Below are 17,898 nucleotides of genomic sequence, written 5' to 3' on the forward strand. Positions count from 1 at the left end.
TGTGGCGAGGGAGCTTGCTCCCTCGCCACAGGTTACTCAGATCCCGGCCAGTGCCAGGTCCATCGCAAAGTAGGTGAAGATCAGGTCCGCACCGGCGCGCTTGATCGAGCCCAGGGTTTCCCGGACCACGCGGGCTTCATCGATGGCGCCCGCCTGGGCACCGAATTTGATCATCGCGTACTCACCGCTCACCTGGTACGCCGCCACCGGCAAGCGCGAGGCTTCGCGGATGTCGCGGATGATGTCCAGGTACGCGCCCGCCGGCTTGACCATCAGCGCGTCCGCGCCTTCCTGCTCATCCAGCAACGATTCACGCACCGCTTCGCGGCGGTTCATCGGGTTCATTTGGTAGCTCTTGCGGTCGCCCTTGAGCGCGCTGCCGCCCGCTTCGCGGAACGGGCCATAGAGGGCTGAGGCGAATTTGGTCGAGTAGGCCATGATCGGAATATGGCTGAAACCTGCTTCATCCAAAGCCCGACGGATGGCCTGGACCTGCCCGTCCATCGCGGCGGACGGCGCGATCACATCGGCACCGGCACGGGCGGCGGCCACGGCTTGTTTGCCAAGGTTGACCAGGGTGCGGTCGTTGTCGACCTCGGCGCCGTGCATCACGCCGCAATGACCGTGGTCGGTGTATTCGCAGAAGCAGGTGTCGGACATCACGATCATCTCCGGCACCGCGTCCTTGATGATCGAGGACATGCGCGACACCAGGCCACGTTCTTGCCAGGTGTCGCTGCCCGAGGCGTCCAGGTGGTGGGACACGCCGAAAGTCATCACCGACTTGATCCCGGCATTGGCATAGCGTTCGATCTCGCCGGCCAGCTTCGACTCGGGAATGCGCTGCACCCCGGGCATGCTGGTGATCGGCACGAAGTCGTCGATTTCTTCTTCAACGAAGATCGGCAGCACCAGGTCATTGAGGGTGAATTCGGTTTCCTGGAACAGGCCACGCAACTCCGGGGAGCGGCGCAGGCGGCGTGGACGGGCTTCGGGGAACTGGCTGGACATTGATGCTCCTGAAAAAGGCAGGCCAAAAATCGTTGGGGCGAAAGCTTATGCCTCGTGCACCGCCGAGCACAAACGCCAAGTGCGGAACAGTTTATTGCAGGCCCGGTAACAATTGCATTGATCTAGAGCTGTAGTCGCCCTTCAATGCACAGCGCCACTGCGCCGCCGATCCAGATTTCCTCGCCGCTGCGCTCCACGCGGATGCGCCCGGCGCGGCCCATGGCGGTGCCCTGGCTGACCACATAGCGGCTCGGCGCCAGGCCTTCGCCCAGCAGCCACTGGGCGACGCCGGCATTTAGGCTGCCGGTGGCCGGGTCCTCCGGCGCACCGTCGCCTGCAATAAAGGCACGCACTTCAAATTGCCCCTCATTACCGTCCCGCGCGGGGTCCCACGGCGCGATCACGCCCACGGCCAACCCCAGCAATTGCGAGTAGTCCGGACGCAGCGCCAGTACCTGCTCGCGGTCCTCCAGCATTACCGCCAGCCAGCCCGCACCGTTATCCACCCACTGGCTACGCAAAATCGCTCCGGGTTCAAGGCCCAACCCCCGCCGCACGCGCTCAATCAACTCGCTCTCCAGCGGGCCGGAGCGCAGCAGCGGTGGCGCGATAAACGCCAGCTCATCGCCCTGGCGGCGGATGCGCACCAGGCCAATTTCACACTCCTGGATGATCTCCTCGCCAGCGGGCTGCCCACCGGCCTGCAGCCAGGCATGGCAACTGCCAAGGGTCGGATGACCGGCGAACGGCAGTTCCTGCAGGGTGGTGAAAATCCTTACGCGATAGTCGGCCCGAGGATCACGAGGCTTGAGCAAAAACGTGGTTTCGCTGAGGTTGGTCCACTTGGCGAAATCCGCCATTTGCTGGTCACTCAGGCTGTCGGCGCCCAGCACCACGGCCAACGGGTTGCCCTTGAGGGCCACGCTGCTGAAAACGTCCAGCTGTTTGAAGTCGAAGGAAGGCATGCGGGTCCTTATGCAGGGATGTTCAAGCCACGGATCACCGCTGGCCGGGCGACGAACCCGTCCAGTGCCCGCAGTACGTTCGGGAAGTCGGCAATGCCCACCAGGTCGCCGGACTCATAGAAGCCAATCAGGTTGCGAACCCACGGGAAAGTGGCGATGTCGGCGATGCTGTATTCGTCGCCCATGATCCAGGTGCGGCCCAGCAGGCGTTTCTCCAGTACCTCCAACAGGCGGCGCGACTCGGCCACGTAGCGGTCACGCGGACGTTTATCCTCGTAGGCCGCACCGGCGAATTTGTTGAAGAACCCCACCTGGCCGAACATCGGCCCGATACCGGCCATCTGGAACATCAGCCACTGGATCGTCTCATAGCGCATGGCCGGGTCTTCGGGCAGCAACTCGCCACTCTTCTCGGCGAGGTAGATCAGAATCGCCCCCGACTCGAACAACCCCAGCGCCTGGCCGCCCGGGCCATTGGGGTCGATAATCGCCGGGATCTTGTTGTTGGGGTTAAGCGACAGAAATTCGACGGAGAGCTGGTCCTGGGTCTCGAAGCTGACCTTGTGTGCCTCGTAGGGCAGCCCCAGCTCCTCCAGCATGATCGACACCTTGACCCCGTTGGGCGTCGGGAACGAGTAGAGCTGCAGGCGCTCGGGATGCCGGGCCGGCCATTTGGCGGTGATGGGGAAGTCGGAAAGTGAGTTCATCGTGAAACTCCTGATAAGCGCCTTGAAACAGGCCCTGATAAAAACCCTGATAGTAGTGGCTCGATGCGCGTCCTGCATCCGTCTTAAATCCGCAACATCAGCCGGTTAATCTCCTGCAAACGGCAAGGATGCCGCCCCATCTCCCCTGAGAAACGAACCAAACTGCCTGGGCGCACTCTTAGAAAGCGCCCGCTGGCTGGGCTTGTTCGCCCTGATTCCCCGCACCGAGACTTAGAACCATCATGAATATCAAGCCTCTGTGCCTTGCGAAACGCCTTAAACGCTACGCCTACATCATGCTGCCGGTATTGCTGGTAGGCACCGCTGTCGGCCTTACCCTCGAATCCAGAATCAGCCGCGCCCAACAGGTCGACGGCGTGCAAACCCTGGTCTTCCTGCGCCACGCCGAAAAACCCGTCGGAGGCCTCGGCCAGCTCAACTGCCAGGGCCTGAACCGCGCGATGAACCTGGCCACCGTCCTGCCCGAAAAATTCGGCAAGGCCAATTTCGTGTTCGCGCCCAACCCGACCCGTAATGTCGAGGAAGGCGAGAAAGACAACTCCTACAGTTATATCCGCCCCTTGATGACCATCAGCCCCAGCGCCATCAAACTCGGGTTGCCGGTGAACATCAAATTCTCGGCCAATGACACCAGTGCCCTCGCGGACGAGTTGGTGGAAGACAAGTACCACAACGCCGTCATCTACACCGCCTGGTCCCACGGCTACCTGCCGGACCTGATCAACAAGGTGGCGAGTGAGGCCGTCGGCGAAAAACACGTCATTACCGACGATTGGTCCGGCAACGATTTCGATACCTTGTACGTGCTGACGCTCACCTGGCACAACGGCAAGGCCAGCCTGCTCAGCCGTAACTACAAGCAAGGCCTGGATAACGGCCAGCAGACGTGCCCGGATGCAACACAGGTCAGTGCGGAGATCTGAGTTCCACAGCGTATGATGCGGCGCTATTGACTCACCTGCGGATCATCCACATGTCCAACCTCGCCTCCACCCAGCCCGCCCGGGGCTGGTCCTTCTGGTGGAAACCAGCCCTGTTCCTGCTGGTGGCCTGTATCGGCCTCTACTACGTGAAATGGTCGCCCTACTACGCCAAGGCGTTTATCGCGGCGGATAACCACAGTATCGGCGCCTCGATTCTCAACGATCAGCAAAGCTCACCGCTGGCTGCCGCGCTGGCCTATGCCCAGGTGTATTTCCTGGCGATCTGGAAAGCCGCCGTGCTGGCGGTCATCCTCGGTTCATTGCTGCAGGTACTGATCCCGCGGGACTGGCTGCTGCCTCTGTTTGGGCGCGCCGGGCTGGGCTCCACCCTGCGTGGAGGCCTGTTCGCGTTGCCGGGGATGATGTGCAGTTGCTGCGCCGCACCGGTGGCCGCCGGTATGCGTCGGCAAAACGTGTCGGTCGGCGCGGCGCTGGCGTTCTGGATCGCCAACCCGGTGCTGAACCCGGCGACACTGGTGTTCATGGGCTTCGTGCTGGGCTGGGGCTTTACCGCGTTGCGGCTGGTGGCCGGTGTCGTGCTGGTGGTGGGCGTGTCGCTGGTGGCGCAGCGCATCGCGCGGCCGGAGCAAGTGCCGGAAGCTGCGCTGGACGCCGTGACCCAAGCCAGCCAGAGCGAGACCGAACCGTTCCTGAGCCGCTGGCTGCGCACCTTGTGGCAGCTGTTCTGGAGCACGATTCCGGTGTACATCCTGGCGGTGCTGGTCCTGGGCGCGGCGCGGGTCTGGCTGTTTCCCCACGTTGACGGCGCGATGGCCAACAGCCTGGTGTGGCTGGTGCCACTGGCGATTGTCGGCACGCTGTTTGTGATCCCGACCGCCGCTGAAATCCCCATTGTGCAAACCATGATGACCCTCGGCATGGGCACCGGCCCGGCGGTGGCCTTGCTGATGACCCTGCCGAGCGTGAGCCTGCCGTCGCTGCTGATGCTGCGCAAGGATTTCGATGCGCGGGTGCTGGTGACCGTGGCCGGCCTGACCATGCTGATGGGCGTGGTGTGCGGGCTGATCGGGGCGTTTATCCTGTAGTTATTGGGTGAGGTTGAGGGCCTCTTCGCGAGCAAGCCCGCTCCCACATTTTGACCGCATTCCTACAGGATAAACGCGGTCTCCTGTGGGAGCGCGAAGGGGCCGGTAAACCAACCCATTACTCCCGCCGAGCAGCCCTCTCACGCAGGTACTCCAGTACTGCGCCCTGCTCCCCGGCAAACTCGATACGCGCCCCTTTGCTCTCCCGCTGGAACGCATACATCGGGTCGTAATACTCACGCAACAGCCCTTCGATCCAACCTCGATGCAAATCCACCGCACCGCTGCGGGCCTGTTCCGCCAGGGCGTCCTGCATGATCGCGTGCAACCGCGCAAACCGCTCACCGCCCAGGCGCTTGTGGATATTGCCCAGGCTCTGGGTCAGGCGCTCGGCAAACACGTCTTGGCCGGCGTCGCCAAATACGGCGATGAATTCGGCGCAGAGGTCCACCACGTAATCCTGCAGGATACGCTCCACACGGCCTTCAACGCTGTCTTCCAGCCAGACCATCGGGAAGCCCTGCATGCCCTTGTGCAAGGGCAATGGCAGCGCACAACTGCCGATCATGCGGCTCTCATCCTCGACCACGAACTGTTCGATACCGGCGGCACGTTTTTTCAGCAGGTCCACCGCCAGGCGGTTTTCGAAGTCGATGTTGGAGGGTTGTGCGGTAGCGCGTTTGCCAAAACTGGAACCGCGGTGATTGGCGTGGCCTTCCAGGTCCAGGGCGTTGCTCAATTGGCCAAGCACTTCGGTCTTGCCGGTGCCGGTCATGCCGCCCAGCAACACGAAGTCGCACTGAGCGGTGGCCTTTTCAACGGTATCGAGCAGGAAGGTTCGCATGGCCTTGTAGCCACCCCCCACCCGCGGGTAGTCGATACCCGCCTCGGTTTTCAGCCATTGCTGGACGATCTGCGAGCGCAGCCCGCCGCGAAAGCAGTACAGCACCCCGTCAGGATTGGCCCGGGCAAAGCGTGCCCAGTGCTCGATACGTTCGGCCTTGATCGCCCCCGACACCAGCTCGTGGCCAAGGACGATCGCCGCTTGCTGGCCCTGCTGCTTGTAACAGGTGCCCACTCGTTGGCGCTCATCGTCGGTCATCAACGGCAGGTTGATCACGCCGGGAAAGGCGCCCTTGATGAATTCGACCGGCGCCCGGGTATCCATCATCGGCCGGTCGTTGAGAAAGATGTCGCGGTAATCGGTGATGTCGACAGGCATCAGAACACCTCTACCGCGTTGGTCTGTCGCTCAACCAGCTCGCCGATCGGCTCAAGGTTCAGGCCCAGTTCCGCCGCCACGGCGAGGAATTCCGCATTGCCTTCGGCGGTGACCGCCACCAGCAGGCCGCCGCTGGTCTGCGGGTCGCACAGCACGCGCTTGTGCAGTTCGTTCAGGCGCCCCAGCTTGCTGGCGTAGCTGTCGAAGTTGCGCAAGGTACCGCCGGGTACGCAGCCCTGCTCCAGGTAGTACTCCACCCCGGGCAGGCGTGGGACTTTTTCGTATTCGATGCGGGCGGTCAGATGGCTGCCGTCGGCCATTTCCACCAGGTGGCCCAACAGGCCGAAACCGGTGACATCGGTCATGGCCGTGACACCGGCCAGCTTGCCAAAACGGCTGCCGGGCTTGTTGAGGGTGCACATCCAGTCACGGGCCAGGCCCACATCCGCCTCGCGCAGCTTGCCCTTCTTTTCAGCGGTGGTGAGGATGCCGATGCCCAGGGGTTTGGTCAGGTACAGCTGGCAGCCGGCGATAGCGGTGTCGTTGCGCTTCATGTGGCGCTTCTCCACCAGCCCGGTGACGGCCAGGCCGAAGATCGGCTCGGGGGCGTCGATGGAGTGGCCGCCGGCCAGGGGAATCCCGGCAGCGTCACACACCGAGCGACCACCGCGGATCACTTCCCGGGCAATCTCCGGGGCCAGCACATTGACCGGCCAGCCGAGAATGGCGATGGCCATCAGCGGGTCGCCGCCCATCGCGTAGATATCGCTGATGGCGTTGGTGGCGGCAATGCGGCCGAAGTCGAAGGGATCATCGACAATCGGCATGAAAAAATCGGTGGTGGAAACCACACCGCGCTCGTCGTCGATGGCATACACGGCGGCGTCATCGCGCGACGCGTTACCTACCCACAGCTTGGGGTCGAGGTTCTGTGCGCCACTGCCGGCGAGGATCACTTCCAGCACCTGAGGTGAGATCTTGCAACCGCAACCAGCACCATGGCTGTACTGGGTCAGGCGAATCGGCTCGTTCATGGGTGTCCCTCAAGGCGTCAAGTGGCGGGAGTCTAACAGACAGCAAAAGGCCGACTGCATGCAGTCGGCCTTTTGGTTCAGCCCTTAGTGCTTGGCAGCCAGCCGTTTATGCCGGTTGCGTCGCATCATGTTCAGGCACTCGATAGCCGCCGAGAACGCCATGGCCGCATACACGTAGCCTTTTGGCACATGGGCGCCAAAACCTTCGGCGATCAGCGTCATACCGATCATGATGAGGAAGCCCAGGGCCAACATCACAATCGTCGGGTTGTCGTTGATGAACTTGGCCAACGGCTCGGCCGCCACCAGCATCACGATGACCGAGACCACCACGGCAATGATCATGATCGGCAAGTGCTCGGTCATGCCCACGGCGGTGATGATGCTGTCGATGGAAAACACCATGTCCAGCAGCAGGATCTGGCCAATCGCCGAAGCGAAGCCCAGGGTCACGCTCGGCGCACCGGTGTCCACGTGCTCCTTTTCAGGGTCCATGCTGTGATGGATCTCGGTGGTCGCCTTCCACACCAGGAACAGGCCACCGGCGATCAGGATCATGTCCTTCCAGGAGAACGACTGCCCCAGGATGTCGATGACCGGCTCGGTCAGCTGCACGATGAAGGCAATGGTGCTCAACAGGCCCAGACGCAGGATCAATGCCATGCTGATGCCGATGCGGCGGGCCTTGGCCCGGTGCTTCAGCGGCAACTTGTTGGTGAGAATCGAGATAAAGATCAGGTTGTCGATCCCCAGCACGATCTCCATGACGATCAGGGTGGCCAGTGCGATCCACGCGGTCGGGCTGGCGGCCAGTTGTAAAAGGTAATCCATAGGTCAGTCCTGGTGTGATGTGCCGGTATTAGGTTTCTTGCGAGGTGGACTCAGGTCTGTTGCCTTCCTGTTCCTCCTTGTCCTGCTTGCCTTCCGGCGGCGCGATCAAGCCCTTGGTCGCGTCGCTCAATGCCTGTTCGGCAGCCTGGTGGGTGTCGTCAATCACTTGCTTGGCCGACTCGGTGGCTTTACCCAGCAGTTGTTGCGCGCTTTTTTCCGCTTGGTCACAGCCACTGAGCATGACTAATGAAAGCGCAAGCAACGCCGTTGCGCCCAGGGAATTGAGTTTCATGATGCGTTCCTCGTTAGAACCGTTGGGTCCAAGTAGTGGCCCCTCGATAGCGACGCATTCTATGCAGGCGAACACTTCAGGAAAATTCGTATTTTTTTCGTTTATACTTCGGTTTTCACGAAGTGTTGGCCGCCATGCTCAATTACCGACAACTGCACTACTTCTGGGTCGTCGCCAAGACCGGCAGCATCGTGCGTGCCTGCGAGCAACTGAACCTCACGCCGCAGACCATCAGCGGCCAGATCAGCCTGTTGGAGCAGACGTTCGGTGTGGCGCTGTTTCAAAAGGTCGGTCGCCAGCTGGAACTGACCGAAGCCGGGCGCCAGGCGCTGCCCTATGCCGAGCAGATGTTCCAGTTGGGCAATGAGCTTGAGGCGATGTTGCGCACCCAGCCGAATGAGCAGCAGATCCTGTTCCGGGTCGGCGTGGCGGACGTGGTGCCCAAGTCCATCGTCTACCGGTTGATTGCGCCGACCATGGAATTGAGCGAGCCGATCCGCATCACTTGCCGTGAAGACAAGCTTGAGCGTTTGTTGGCGGACCTGGCGATCCAGCGCCTGGACCTGGTGATCTCCGACAGCCCGATGCCCTCGCACCTGGACATCAAGGGCTACAGCCAGAAACTGGGGGAATGTGGGATCAGTTTTTTCGCGACCCAGGCATTGGCGGACCAGCATCGCGGTGATTTCCCACAATGCCTGCAGGGCGCGCCGCTGTTGATTCCGGGGGCAGAGACGGTGGTGCGCAGCCGTTTGCTGCGCTGGTTTGCCGAGCAGCAGATTCAGCCACGGATTGTCGGGGAGTTCGATGACAGCGCCTTGATGCAGGCCTTCGGCCAATCCGGCAGCGGGATTTTTATCGCGCCCAGCGTGATTGCCGACGAGGTGGAGCGCCAGTACGGCGTGGCGCTGATCGGCCAGACCGATGCGGTGACCGAGTCGTTTTATGCGATCTCGGTGGAGCGCAAGGTCAAGCACCCCGGCATCGTGGCGATTACCGTAGGTGCAAGACGGGAGCTGTTCACCACCCTGCCCTGAAGGCTCAGGCGCTGACGGCGCGGGTCTTGGCAGTCATCAGCCACAGCGCCAGCAGGATCGACAGCAGGATAAAACCGGCGGCGGCAAAACCGAGGCTGCCCAGGCCCAGGGTGTCGATCACATGCCCACCCACCAACGCCCCCAGGCCAATCCCCAGGTTGGCCCCGGCAATGTTCAGCGACGCGGCAAATGCCGGCGCATGGGGCGCGGCCTTCATCAGCCGCACATGGCTGACCAGGAACAACGCCGCTTGGGTCACGCCCCATACGGCCATCGCCGCCGCCAGCCCGACGGTGGAGTGGATCGCAGGTACCAACGCCACCATGCCGGCAATCATGAACCCGCAGAACACCATTGACGCGATCAGCGGATGACGGTCGACCATGCGCCCGCCCAATGAGTTGCCGATCAGGCCGACAGCGCCAAAGCCCATCAGGCACCAGCCCACCACGGTTCCGTCAAAACCCGCCAGGCGCTCAAGAATGTCCGCCAGGTAGGTATAAGCGGTGAACATGCCGCTGAACACCAGGATCGACAGCAGGATATGGCCCTGCATCAACGGGCTGCGCAAGATTTTGAACTGCGAGCGCAAGCTCACCTGATCGTTCTTCGCACGGGTCTTCGGCAGGTAGATAAACAGCAGCAAGGCCTTGGCAAACGCCACCACCGCGAGAATGCCAAAGGCGGTGCGCCAGCCGAACATATCGGAAATCAGCGTGCCCACCGGGATCCCGAAGACGGTGGCACACACGATGCCGAAGCCAATCTTCTCAATCGCGCGGCCGGCGTAATCCGGGCCCACGATGTCCACCGCGGTCTCACTGGCCAGGGCCCAGAACACCGGCAACCCCAGGGCCGGGATCAACCGGGCCAGCGACATGACCCAGATATTCGGCGCCAGTGCCGCCAATGTATTGGCCAGGCCGAACATGATCAGGATCGTGATAAACAGCCGCTTGCGCTCGAACCGCGCGAAATACGCGGTCAGGAACGGGCCAAACGCCGCCACCGTGAACGCGAACAGGGTCACCAGCAACCCGGCCTGGGACACGCTCACGTCGAGGTCCCGGGCGATGGCAGGCAACAGGCCGACGATGATGAATTCTGTGGTCAGCACGGTAAAACCGGCGGCTGACAGCAGCAGGATCGGAAACAACATTAAAAACTCCAGAAAACAGCGACATCAACGAAAGCCCGGAAGGCCCGCTGATAGAGAAGAAATAAGAGGATGGGCAATGTTAACAGAATGTGTCGCAGCGTGGCGACGGAACGCCGCACCCGAATTAGACGTTTCCTACAGATGCTAGACTTCGCCCCTGCCAGATTCACGCTGCCTTAGCTGCATCTATTAAAAAAACTAGAGACAACCTTTTTATGACTGCTGCCCCTTCCCTTTTCCAACGACTGATGTCCGTCACCCTGGTCACTCAAATCGTCATCGGTTTGACCGCCGGTATCCTGCTGGCCCTGTTGTTACCCGACGTCGCGCAAGCCACCGGGTTTATCGGCAAAGTCTTTGTTTCGGCGCTCAAGGCCGTCGCGCCGATCCTGGTGTTTGTGCTGGTGATGGCTTCGATTGCCAACCACAAGCACGGCCAGGAAACCCATATCCGGCCAATCCTGTTCCTGTACCTGCTGGGCACCTTTGCGGCCGCCGTGGTCGCAGTAATCGCCAGCACGCTGTTCCCCTCCTCACTGGTGCTGGCCACCCACGACGTGGCCGTCAGCGCCCCCGGCGGCATTGGCGAAGTGATGCAAAGCCTGTTGCTCAGCGTGGTGGACAACCCGGTCAGCGCGCTGATGAACGCCAATTTCATCGGTATCCTGGCCTGGGCCATCGGCATGGGCATAGCGATTCGCCATGCCAGCGACACCACCCGCACGGTGCTGGGCGACCTGTCCAACGGGGTCACGCTGATCGTTCGCATGGTGATCCGCTTCGCACCCCTGGGGATCTTCGGCCTGGTGGCCTCCACCCTGGCCACTTCCGGCTTCGGTGCCCTGCTGGGCTACGCGCACCTGCTGCTGGTGTTGATCGGCTGCATGCTGTTCGTGGCGCTGGTGATCAACCCGGCCATCGTGTTCTGGAAACTGCGCCGCAACCCCTACCCGCTGGTGCTGATGTGCCTGCGGGAAAGTGGCATCACCGCGTTTTTCACCCGTAGTTCGGCGGCCAACATCCCGGTCAACCTGGCATTGAGCAAGCGCCTGGGCCTGCATGAAGACACCTACTCGGTGTCAATCCCGCTGGGCGCCACCATCAATATGGCCGGCGCGGCCATCACCATCACCGTGCTGACCCTGGCCGCCGTGCATACCCTGGGCATTGCGGTGGACATCCCCACCGCCGTGCTGCTCAGCGTGGTCGCTGCGGTGTGTGCCTGCGGCGCGTCGGGTGTGGCCGGTGGTTCGCTGCTGTTGATTCCGCTCGCGTGCAGCCTGTTCGGCATTCCCAGCGAAATCGCCATGCAGGTGGTGGCCGTAGGCTTCATCATCGGGGTGTTGCAGGACTCGGCGGAAACCGCGCTGAATTCGTCCACCGACGTGTTGTTCACTGCGGCCGCGTGCCTGGGCAAGGAAGAGCAAGCCGCGTAAACGTTACGCGCACAAAAAAGCCCGGGGCGGTTCTTGAATGAACCGCCCCGGGCTTTTTTACGCCTGAAGGCTTAGAACGCGCCCATGTAGTCGCGCTTGCCCACTTCCACACCGTTGTGACGCAGCAAGGCGTAAGCGGTGGTGACGTGGAAGAAGAACTGCGGCAGGCCGTAGGTCAGCAGGTAGGACTGGCCGCTGAAGCGCTTCTCTTTCGGGGTGCCAGGGCGGGTGACGATTTCGATGCCTTCTTTACCGTCGACCTGGGCCGGGGTGATGGTGTCGATAAACGCCAGGACCTTGGCGATGAGCGCTTGCAGGTCAGCGAAGGTGACTTCTGTGTCGTCGTATTTCGGGACTTCGATTTCAGCCAGGCGGGCAGAAACGCCTTTGGCGAAGTCGACGGCGATTTGCACCTGGCGCACCAGCGGGAACATGTCCGGGTACAGGCGCGCTTGCAGGAAGGCGTTCGGGTCGATGTTCTTGGCGGTGGCGTGGGCTTCGGCCTTGTTCAGCACATCGCTCAGGGCGTTGAGCATTTGCTTGAAGACCGGGAGGGAAGCGGCGTACAGGGAAATAGTCATGACAGTCTCGACAGTTGTGGCAGGGTTTGAAACAGCGGCGATTATAGACATGCCGGCAGCCGGCGCCGCTTGTCTTTTATTTTTTCAGGATTAGGCTAGTGGGCTCACTGCATTAGGGAAAGCGCGATGACCACCGAGCACGACACGACTTCTGAAGAACCGCGCCTGAACAGCACGGAAATCCGCATCCTTGGCTGCCTGATCGAAAAACAGGCCACCAGCCCCGAAACCTACCCGCTGACTCTCAACGCGCTGGTGATTGCCTGTAACCAGAAAACCAGCCGCGAGCCGGTGATGAACCTGAGCCAGGGCCAGGTGGGCCAGAGCCTGCGGGCGCTGGAAGGTCGCGGTTTTACCCGGCTGGTGATGGGCAGCCGCGCCGATCGCTGGGAGCATCGGGTCGACAAGGCACTGGAATTGGTGCCGGCCCAGGTGATTCTCAGTGGTTTGCTGTTCCTGCGGGGGCCGCAGACGGTCAACGAACTGCTGACCCGCAGCGGGCGCATGCACGACTTTGAAGACGCCGAGCAGGTGGTGCATCAACTGGAGCGCCTGATTGCCCGTGGGCTGGCGCTGCTGGTGCCGCGTCAGTCGGGGCAGCGGGAAGACCGGTATATGCACGCCCTTGGCGACCCTGCCGATATCGAGGCGATCCTGGCGGCACGTGGCAATCCAGTGGAGCGTGGCGCGGGAAGTGGCGTTTCGCTGGAGCGTATCGAAGAACTGGAAGCGCGGATTGCGGCGCTCGAAGAGCGCCTGTCCCGGCTCGAGTAATCAACCTGTGGGAGCCGGGCTTGCCCGCGATGGCGGTGGATCAGCCACTAAAAGGATGACTGACCCACCGCCATCGCAGGCAAGCCAGCTCCCACATTTGATATGCGCACTGTTCACGCCCGTGCAAACGCCACCGCGGCCTGAAACTGCGCATCCGTCGGTCGTACGCCGGTGTACAGCACAAACTGCTCCAGCGCCTGGATGGCGATCACTTCCAAGCCGGTAATCACCCGCTTGCCCTGGGCGCGTCCTCGCAGGATCAGTGGGGTTTCCGAGGGAATGGCCACCACATCGAACACGGTCTGGGCAGCATCAATGGCCTCGGCCTCAAACGCCAACTGATCAGCCTCGGCGCCGCCGGTCATGCCAATCGGCGTCACGTTGACCAGCATCTGCGGGCGTAAAACCCCCAGCTCCGCCTGCCACTCATACCCCAGGCTCTGGGCCAGCGCCCGGCCCGCGGCTTCATTGCGTGCCACGATCACGCCATTGGCGTAGCCACCATCGCGCAAGGCACTGGCCACGGCCTTGGCCATGCCGCCGCTGCCGCGCAGGGCGAAGGTCGAGTCCTTGGGCACTGCATGCTTCTTCAGCAGTTGCTCAATAGCGATGTAGTCGGTGTTGTAGGCCTTCAAATGCCCATGGGTGTTGACGATGGTATTGATCGACGCAATGGCCCGCGCCGAATCGTCCAGTTCATCCACCAGGGCAATGCAGGCTTCCTTGAACGGCATCGACACGCCACACCCACGAATGCCCAACGCGCGAATACCACCGACGGCGCCCGGCAAATCCTGGCTGCTGAAGGCCTTGTAGTAGAAATTCAGCCCCATCTGCTCGTACAGATGGTTATGAAAGCGCAGGCCAAAATTCCCGGGGCGTGCCGACAGTGACATGCACAGTTGGGTGTCCTTGTTGGGGTTCATCTGCATCGGTAACTCCTTGAAGCCCTTCCAGAGGCGGTTTCGGATAGACGGAATACCCGCGCCTGCGGGTGATCGTGGATCATACGCACTGTGCCCGGCCGCTTGTGTAAGCCAGCCGATACAGACCTTACACAACCTTTACCTATCGGCTGTGCTGTTTTTTAGAAATACGCTGTCTTAAAAGTATCCCCGCGACAATCCTTGAGTCTATTGATTGCAGACCACAAGCGCAGGGGCTAACCGAGGAATGACCATGATTCGTAAAATCCCCAAGATCGCCTTGCTTATCGGTGCACTCGCTATAGCAGGACAGGCCTCCGCCCACGGTGGTGGTTGGGGTGCTCCGCTCGCACTGGGTGCCGTTGTCGGTGCAGTGGTAGGCGGCTCGATCGTTGCCAGCCAGCAGCATCCGGTCTATGTGCAACAGCCGGTGTATGTCCAGCCGCAGCCGGTGTATGCCGCTCCGCCGCCGGTCTACTACGCACCGCCACCGCCTGTGTATGTGCAACAACAGGTTTATTACCGCCCGGCGCCGGTCTATTACGGCCCACCGCGCGGCTACTACGGCCCTCCACACGGCTATTACGGTCGCGGCTGGTAAGCATGAACTGACACACCAGAACAGGCTCCGCCCTAAAAGCGGGGCCTTTTTTTGGCCTGCAGGTCTGAATAAATCTCGCCAAGGTCGTTATAAGGACAATGCCTGTGGCCAAATCCCACATCATTGATCTCAATAGGTGCTTGCCCGATCGGGCCTTGCGCTGTCATGTTTGTGTCTCAAAAGGCTTCCACTATCACCCCTGTCCAGCCAATAACAACAAGGACGACTGACCATGCCCACGCAAAACCCCCATCGCACCGCCGGCCTCTGCACGTCGAGCAAGGTCTATAGCGTGCTGACCGAGCTCAAGGCCCTGGAAGGCCATCGCAACGCCAAGTTCCTGTCCCTGCTGGCGGAAAACCTGGTGCGCAAGGGCCTGCTCAGTGAACAGGAAGTGGTGCACATGCTGGACCAGGTTGTCGACTGAAGGACCGCTCGATAACAGTGATGTCGACTATCGAGCAGGTTAATTTTCCCTTAAGGCCTGCGCACCGTAATGTCACCTCCATAGCGTATCGGAGGTCGTCATGCCCACTATTCAAATCATGTCTGTCATTGGCAGTGCTGTTCCCGCCCCACTCCGGGAGCTGGGCTTGCTCGCTTGCTGGTACCTGGTACGCAATGGCGAGCCTATCAGCGGCCCCATCACGTCGTTGCCGGCTGCCCAGGCCCTGTCGGTCAGAATGGCGCATTGCCTTCATGCCTAAGGCAGTTGCACCCGCGGTTTGGTTTCGACAAACAATGCCCAGCTGGACATAAACAACGCAGCAACCAGCGGCCCGATCACAAAACCGTTCAGGCCAAAGACCGACAGCCCGCCCAGGGTCGAGATCAGGATCAGGTAGTCGGGCATCCGGGTGTCCTTGCCCACCAGGATCGGCCGCAGCACGTTGTCCACCAGCCCGATCACAAACACCCCGAACAGCCCCAGCACCACCCCTTGCCAGATTGACCCGCTCAGCAGGAAATACGCCGCCACCGGCCCCCACACAATCCCCGCGCCCACCGCTGGCAGCAGCGACAGAAACGCCATCAACACCGCCCAAAGCAACGCGCTGGGAATGTCCAGGAACCAGAAGATCAAGCCACCCAAGGCGCCTTGCGTCACCGCTACCAATACGTTGCCCTTCACCGTGGCCCGTACCACCCGGTTGAACTTCAGTTGCAGGCGCCGTTTTTGCGGTTCGGCCAGCGGCACGGCGGTACGCACTTTACGCACCAACTCCGGACCGTCCCGCAGCAGGAAGAACAGCAAATACAGCATGATGAAAAAGCTCACCAGGAAATCAAACGTGCCCTGGCCGAAGCTGAACGCCTGGGTCGCGAAAAACTGGCTGCCCTGCATCGCGCTCTTGACGATTTTCTCCCGCAGGCCTTCCAGGTTGCCCATGCCAAATCGGTCCAGCAGGTGCTGGAAGTACGGTGGCAGGAAGTTCTTGAACTGTTCGATATACCCGGCAACGTCGAGCTTGCCGCTCTCGATGTTCTTGTAAAGCGTGGCGCCCTCCTGCACCAGCAAGGCGCTGGTGATGATCACCGGCAAAATCGCGATCACCAGGCACACCATCAGGGTCGCCAGCGAGGTGAGGTTGCGGTTCCAGGCAAAACGTTGCTGGAAGCGCCGTTGCATCGGCGCAAAGATGATCCCCAGGATCACCGCCCAGAACACCGCACCGTAGAACGGCAGCAGAATCCAGATAAACGCGATGGTCACCAGAACGAGCAGTAACAGCAGGGTTTTGAATTGCAGGTTGGTTTGATTCATGGCCGATCCATCTCAATAAACGCAGGACACTCATGTGCACCCTGATGTTTAGTCCACCGCAAATCCTGCGAGTGCCCTACTTCTTAGACCTGGATCAATAAACGGCGCGGCAGGCACAGCTACCCTGCCGCCCTTTTGCGACCCGAACCCATGCCCCCCGTCATCGCCCCCGAACTGCTCGCCCCCGCCGGCACCCTGAAAAACATGCGGTATGCCTTTGCCTACGGCGCCGATGCCGTCTACGCCGGGCAACCGCGCTACAGCCTGCGGGTGCGCAATAACGAGTTCGACCACGCCAACCTCGCCCTCGGCATCCAGGAAGCGCAGGCCCAGGGCAAGCGTTTCTATGTGGTGGTCAACATCGCACCGCACAACGCCAAGCTGAAAACCTTCCTCAAGGACCTCGCCCCGGTGATCGCCATGGGCCCGGATGCGCTGATCATGTCCGACCCCGGCCTGATCATGCTGGTGCGCCGGCACTTCCCGCACATGCCGATCCACCTGTCGGTGCAGGCCAACACGGTGAACTGGGCTAGCGTCGAGTTCTGGCAGACCCAAGGCATCTGCCGGGTCATCCTGTCGCGGGAGTTGTCGCTGGAGGAAATCGACGAGATTCGCCAGCACGTGCCCGCCATGGAGCTGGAAGTGTTCGTGCACGGTGCGCTGTGCATGGCCTATTCCGGGCGCTGCCTGCTGTCGGGCTACATGAACAAGCGCGACGCCAACCAGGGCACCTGCACCAACGCCTGCCGCTGGAAATACCAGGCCACTCCCGCCGTGGAAAACGCCACGGGCGACATCGTGCAGCAGTACGCGCCCGAACCGACCCTGGGCCTCGGCGCCCCCACCGACCAGGTGTTCCTGTTGCAGGAGGCCAACCGCCCTGATGAACAGATGCCCGCCTTCGAAGACGAGCACGGCACCTACATCATGAACGCCAAGGACCTGCGGGCGGTGCAGCACGTCGAGCGGCTGACGCGCATGGGCGTGCATTCGCTGAAGATCGAAGGCCGCACCAAATCCCACTTCTACTGCGCCCGCACCACCCAGGTGTATCGCCAGGCCATCGACGATGCGGTGGCCGGGCGCGACTTCGACCGGGGCTTGATGACCGACCTCGAATCCCTGGCCCAGCGCGGCTACACCGAAGGTTTCCTGCGCCGGCACGTGCACGATGAATACCAGAACTACCAGAACGGCAGCTCGGTGTCCGAACGCCAACAGTTCGTCGGCGAGCTGACCGGTGAGCGACGCGGAGAGCTGGCCGAGGTCAAGGTGAAGAACCGGTTTGCCGTGGGCAATCACCTGGAACTGATGACCCCAGCCGGGAATTTCCACTTTGACCTGGCCACCCTGCACAACGCCAAGGGCGACGCCATCGACGTCGCGCCGGGCGACGGGCATACGGTGTATCTGCCGATCCCGGCGGAAATGGACCTGAGATTCGGGCTTTTGATGCGGGATGTTTAACTTCGCCAGACACCTTAATTGTGGCGAGGGAGCTTGC

At 61.5% G+C, this 17,898-nt stretch carries 20 protein-coding genes; 9 read left to right on the plus strand and 11 right to left on the minus strand.

Translation table 11 applies throughout. The features are described from left to right. Positions 1-36: 36 nt before the first annotated feature. From hemB to HKK54_RS31110, 3 genes are all read right to left on the minus strand, one after another. On the minus strand, positions 37-1,011 hold the full coding sequence (gene hemB, locus HKK54_RS31100; RefSeq protein ID WP_010172281.1) for a porphobilinogen synthase: 975 nt from the start codon (positions 1,009-1,011) through the stop codon (positions 37-39). A 122-nt stretch (positions 1,012-1,133) separates the two neighbouring features. Beyond that, positions 1,134-1,976 carry a PhzF family phenazine biosynthesis protein gene (locus tag HKK54_RS31105; RefSeq protein ID WP_169388968.1) on the minus strand — a complete coding sequence of 281 codons (843 nt, stop codon included), beginning with the start codon at positions 1,974-1,976 and terminating at the stop codon, positions 1,134-1,136. Positions 1,977-1,984: 8 nt separating this feature from the next. Continuing rightward, entirely contained in the window at positions 1,985-2,683 is a 699-nt protein-coding gene (locus tag HKK54_RS31110) for a glutathione S-transferase N-terminal domain-containing protein (RefSeq protein ID WP_169388969.1), read from the minus strand. A 242-nt stretch (positions 2,684-2,925) separates the two neighbouring features. On the opposite strand from HKK54_RS31110, the gene HKK54_RS31115 reads away from it, so the two are divergent. Then, the gene (locus HKK54_RS31115; RefSeq protein WP_169388970.1) at positions 2,926-3,627 is read left to right on the plus strand and encodes a histidine phosphatase family protein; all 702 of its coding nucleotides are present in this window, start codon (positions 2,926-2,928) and stop codon (positions 3,625-3,627) included. 50 nt (positions 3,628-3,677) lie between these two features. After that, a complete protein-coding gene (locus HKK54_RS31120; protein WP_169388971.1) occupies positions 3,678-4,733 on the plus strand; it encodes a permease in 1,056 nt (351 codons plus the stop codon). A gap of 118 nt (positions 4,734-4,851) precedes the next feature. Here the strand turns inward: HKK54_RS31120 and mnmH are convergent, their stop codons facing one another. The 4 genes from mnmH to HKK54_RS31140 all read right to left on the minus strand — a co-directional run bounded on the left by mnmH (position 4,852) and on the right by HKK54_RS31140 (position 8,112). Continuing rightward, entirely contained in the window at positions 4,852-5,955 is a 1,104-nt protein-coding gene (gene mnmH / locus HKK54_RS31125; protein WP_169388972.1) for a tRNA 2-selenouridine(34) synthase MnmH, read from the minus strand. Continuing rightward, positions 5,955-6,989: a selenide, water dikinase SelD gene (gene selD, locus HKK54_RS31130; RefSeq protein ID WP_169388973.1), complete on the minus strand. Its 1,035-nt coding sequence runs from the start codon at positions 6,987-6,989 to the stop codon at positions 5,955-5,957. Before selD ends, mnmH begins: the two co-directional genes overlap by 1 nt. Before the next feature lie 84 nt (positions 6,990-7,073). Beyond that, on the minus strand, positions 7,074-7,820 hold the full coding sequence (locus HKK54_RS31135) for a TerC family protein (RefSeq protein WP_010172304.1): 747 nt from the start codon (positions 7,818-7,820) through the stop codon (positions 7,074-7,076). A gap of 28 nt (positions 7,821-7,848) precedes the next feature. Next, positions 7,849-8,112, minus strand: a complete 264-nt coding sequence (locus HKK54_RS31140) for a hypothetical protein (protein WP_010172306.1) — start codon at positions 8,110-8,112, stop codon at positions 7,849-7,851. A 134-nt stretch (positions 8,113-8,246) separates the two neighbouring features. On the opposite strand from HKK54_RS31140, the gene nhaR reads away from it, so the two are divergent. Further along, a complete protein-coding gene (nhaR, locus tag HKK54_RS31145; protein ID WP_169388974.1) occupies positions 8,247-9,149 on the plus strand; it encodes a transcriptional activator NhaR in 903 nt (300 codons plus the stop codon). 4 nt (positions 9,150-9,153) lie between these two features. Here the strand turns inward: nhaR and HKK54_RS31150 are convergent, their stop codons facing one another. Continuing rightward, entirely contained in the window at positions 9,154-10,308 is a 1,155-nt protein-coding gene (locus HKK54_RS31150) for an MFS transporter (protein WP_169388975.1), read from the minus strand. Between the two features lie 215 nt (positions 10,309-10,523). Here HKK54_RS31150 and sstT point away from each other — a divergent pair, with 215 nt between their 5' ends. Next, a complete protein-coding gene (gene sstT, locus HKK54_RS31155) occupies positions 10,524-11,744 on the plus strand; it encodes a serine/threonine transporter SstT (protein ID WP_169388976.1) in 1,221 nt (406 codons plus the stop codon). Positions 11,745-11,815: 71 nt separating this feature from the next. Here the strand turns inward: sstT and HKK54_RS31160 are convergent, their stop codons facing one another. Next, the gene (locus HKK54_RS31160; protein ID WP_010172314.1) at positions 11,816-12,325 is read right to left on the minus strand and encodes a DUF1993 domain-containing protein; all 510 of its coding nucleotides are present in this window, start codon (positions 12,323-12,325) and stop codon (positions 11,816-11,818) included. 126 nt (positions 12,326-12,451) lie between these two features. Here HKK54_RS31160 and HKK54_RS31165 point away from each other — a divergent pair, with 126 nt between their 5' ends. Then, a complete protein-coding gene (locus HKK54_RS31165; protein ID WP_003211232.1) occupies positions 12,452-13,099 on the plus strand; it encodes a YceH family protein in 648 nt (215 codons plus the stop codon). Positions 13,100-13,212: 113 nt separating this feature from the next. On the opposite strand, the gene HKK54_RS31170 is transcribed toward HKK54_RS31165, so the two are convergent. After that, the gene (locus HKK54_RS31170) at positions 13,213-14,031 is read right to left on the minus strand and encodes a shikimate 5-dehydrogenase (RefSeq protein WP_169388977.1); all 819 of its coding nucleotides are present in this window, start codon (positions 14,029-14,031) and stop codon (positions 13,213-13,215) included. A gap of 241 nt (positions 14,032-14,272) precedes the next feature. On the opposite strand from HKK54_RS31170, the gene HKK54_RS31175 reads away from it, so the two are divergent. The 3 genes from HKK54_RS31175 (at position 14,273) to HKK54_RS31185 (ending at position 15,333) form a co-directional block, all read left to right on the plus strand. Next, entirely contained in the window at positions 14,273-14,626 is a 354-nt protein-coding gene (locus HKK54_RS31175; RefSeq protein WP_169388978.1) for a hypothetical protein, read from the plus strand. A 232-nt stretch (positions 14,627-14,858) separates the two neighbouring features. Beyond that, complete coding sequence (locus HKK54_RS31180) at positions 14,859-15,053, plus strand: hypothetical protein (RefSeq protein ID WP_010172323.1); 195 nt, start codon at positions 14,859-14,861, stop codon at positions 15,051-15,053. 100 nt (positions 15,054-15,153) lie between these two features. Beyond that, positions 15,154-15,333 (plus strand): hypothetical protein, encoded by a 180-nt coding sequence (locus tag HKK54_RS31185; protein WP_010172325.1) that lies wholly within the window; start codon positions 15,154-15,156, stop codon positions 15,331-15,333. Here HKK54_RS31185 and HKK54_RS31190 read toward each other — a convergent pair. Beyond that, entirely contained in the window at positions 15,330-16,391 is a 1,062-nt protein-coding gene (locus HKK54_RS31190; RefSeq protein ID WP_010172327.1) for an AI-2E family transporter, read from the minus strand. The genes HKK54_RS31185 and HKK54_RS31190 overlap by 4 nt on opposite strands. 150 nt (positions 16,392-16,541) lie before the next feature. On the opposite strand from HKK54_RS31190, the gene trhP reads away from it, so the two are divergent. Then, entirely contained in the window at positions 16,542-17,861 is a 1,320-nt protein-coding gene (gene trhP, locus HKK54_RS31195; RefSeq protein ID WP_169388979.1) for a prephenate-dependent tRNA uridine(34) hydroxylase TrhP, read from the plus strand. The last annotated feature ends 37 nt before the right edge of the window (positions 17,862-17,898 follow it).

Source organism: Pseudomonas sp. ADAK13 (assembly GCF_012935715.1).
Lineage (GTDB): Bacteria > Pseudomonadota > Gammaproteobacteria > Pseudomonadales > Pseudomonadaceae > Aquipseudomonas.

Coding starts and splice junctions, on each gene's coding strand:
- hemB (WP_010172281.1), bottom strand. CDS start 1,011: ATGTCCAGCCAGTTCCCCGAAGCCCGTCCACGCCGCCTGCGCCGCTCC.
- HKK54_RS31105 (WP_169388968.1), bottom strand. CDS start 1,976: ATGCCTTCCTTCGACTTCAAACAGCTGGACGTTTTCAGCAGCGTGGCC.
- HKK54_RS31110 (WP_169388969.1), bottom strand. CDS start 2,683: ATGAACTCACTTTCCGACTTCCCCATCACCGCCAAATGGCCGGCCCGG.
- HKK54_RS31115 (WP_169388970.1), top strand. CDS start 2,926: ATGAATATCAAGCCTCTGTGCCTTGCGAAACGCCTTAAACGCTACGCC.
- HKK54_RS31120 (WP_169388971.1), top strand. CDS start 3,678: ATGTCCAACCTCGCCTCCACCCAGCCCGCCCGGGGCTGGTCCTTCTGG.
- mnmH (WP_169388972.1), bottom strand. CDS start 5,955: ATGCCTGTCGACATCACCGATTACCGCGACATCTTTCTCAACGACCGG.
- selD (WP_169388973.1), bottom strand. CDS start 6,989: ATGAACGAGCCGATTCGCCTGACCCAGTACAGCCATGGTGCTGGTTGC.
- HKK54_RS31135 (WP_010172304.1), bottom strand. CDS start 7,820: ATGGATTACCTTTTACAACTGGCCGCCAGCCCGACCGCGTGGATCGCA.
- HKK54_RS31140 (WP_010172306.1), bottom strand. CDS start 8,112: ATGAAACTCAATTCCCTGGGCGCAACGGCGTTGCTTGCGCTTTCATTA.
- nhaR (WP_169388974.1), top strand. CDS start 8,247: ATGCTCAATTACCGACAACTGCACTACTTCTGGGTCGTCGCCAAGACC.
- HKK54_RS31150 (WP_169388975.1), bottom strand. CDS start 10,308: ATGTTGTTTCCGATCCTGCTGCTGTCAGCCGCCGGTTTTACCGTGCTG.
- sstT (WP_169388976.1), top strand. CDS start 10,524: ATGACTGCTGCCCCTTCCCTTTTCCAACGACTGATGTCCGTCACCCTG.
- HKK54_RS31160 (WP_010172314.1), bottom strand. CDS start 12,325: ATGACTATTTCCCTGTACGCCGCTTCCCTCCCGGTCTTCAAGCAAATG.
- HKK54_RS31165 (WP_003211232.1), top strand. CDS start 12,452: ATGACCACCGAGCACGACACGACTTCTGAAGAACCGCGCCTGAACAGC.
- HKK54_RS31170 (WP_169388977.1), bottom strand. CDS start 14,031: ATGCAGATGAACCCCAACAAGGACACCCAACTGTGCATGTCACTGTCG.
- HKK54_RS31175 (WP_169388978.1), top strand. CDS start 14,273: ATGACCATGATTCGTAAAATCCCCAAGATCGCCTTGCTTATCGGTGCA.
- HKK54_RS31180 (WP_010172323.1), top strand. CDS start 14,859: ATGCCCACGCAAAACCCCCATCGCACCGCCGGCCTCTGCACGTCGAGC.
- HKK54_RS31185 (WP_010172325.1), top strand. CDS start 15,154: ATGCCCACTATTCAAATCATGTCTGTCATTGGCAGTGCTGTTCCCGCC.
- HKK54_RS31190 (WP_010172327.1), bottom strand. CDS start 16,391: ATGAATCAAACCAACCTGCAATTCAAAACCCTGCTGTTACTGCTCGTT.
- trhP (WP_169388979.1), top strand. CDS start 16,542: ATGCCCCCCGTCATCGCCCCCGAACTGCTCGCCCCCGCCGGCACCCTG.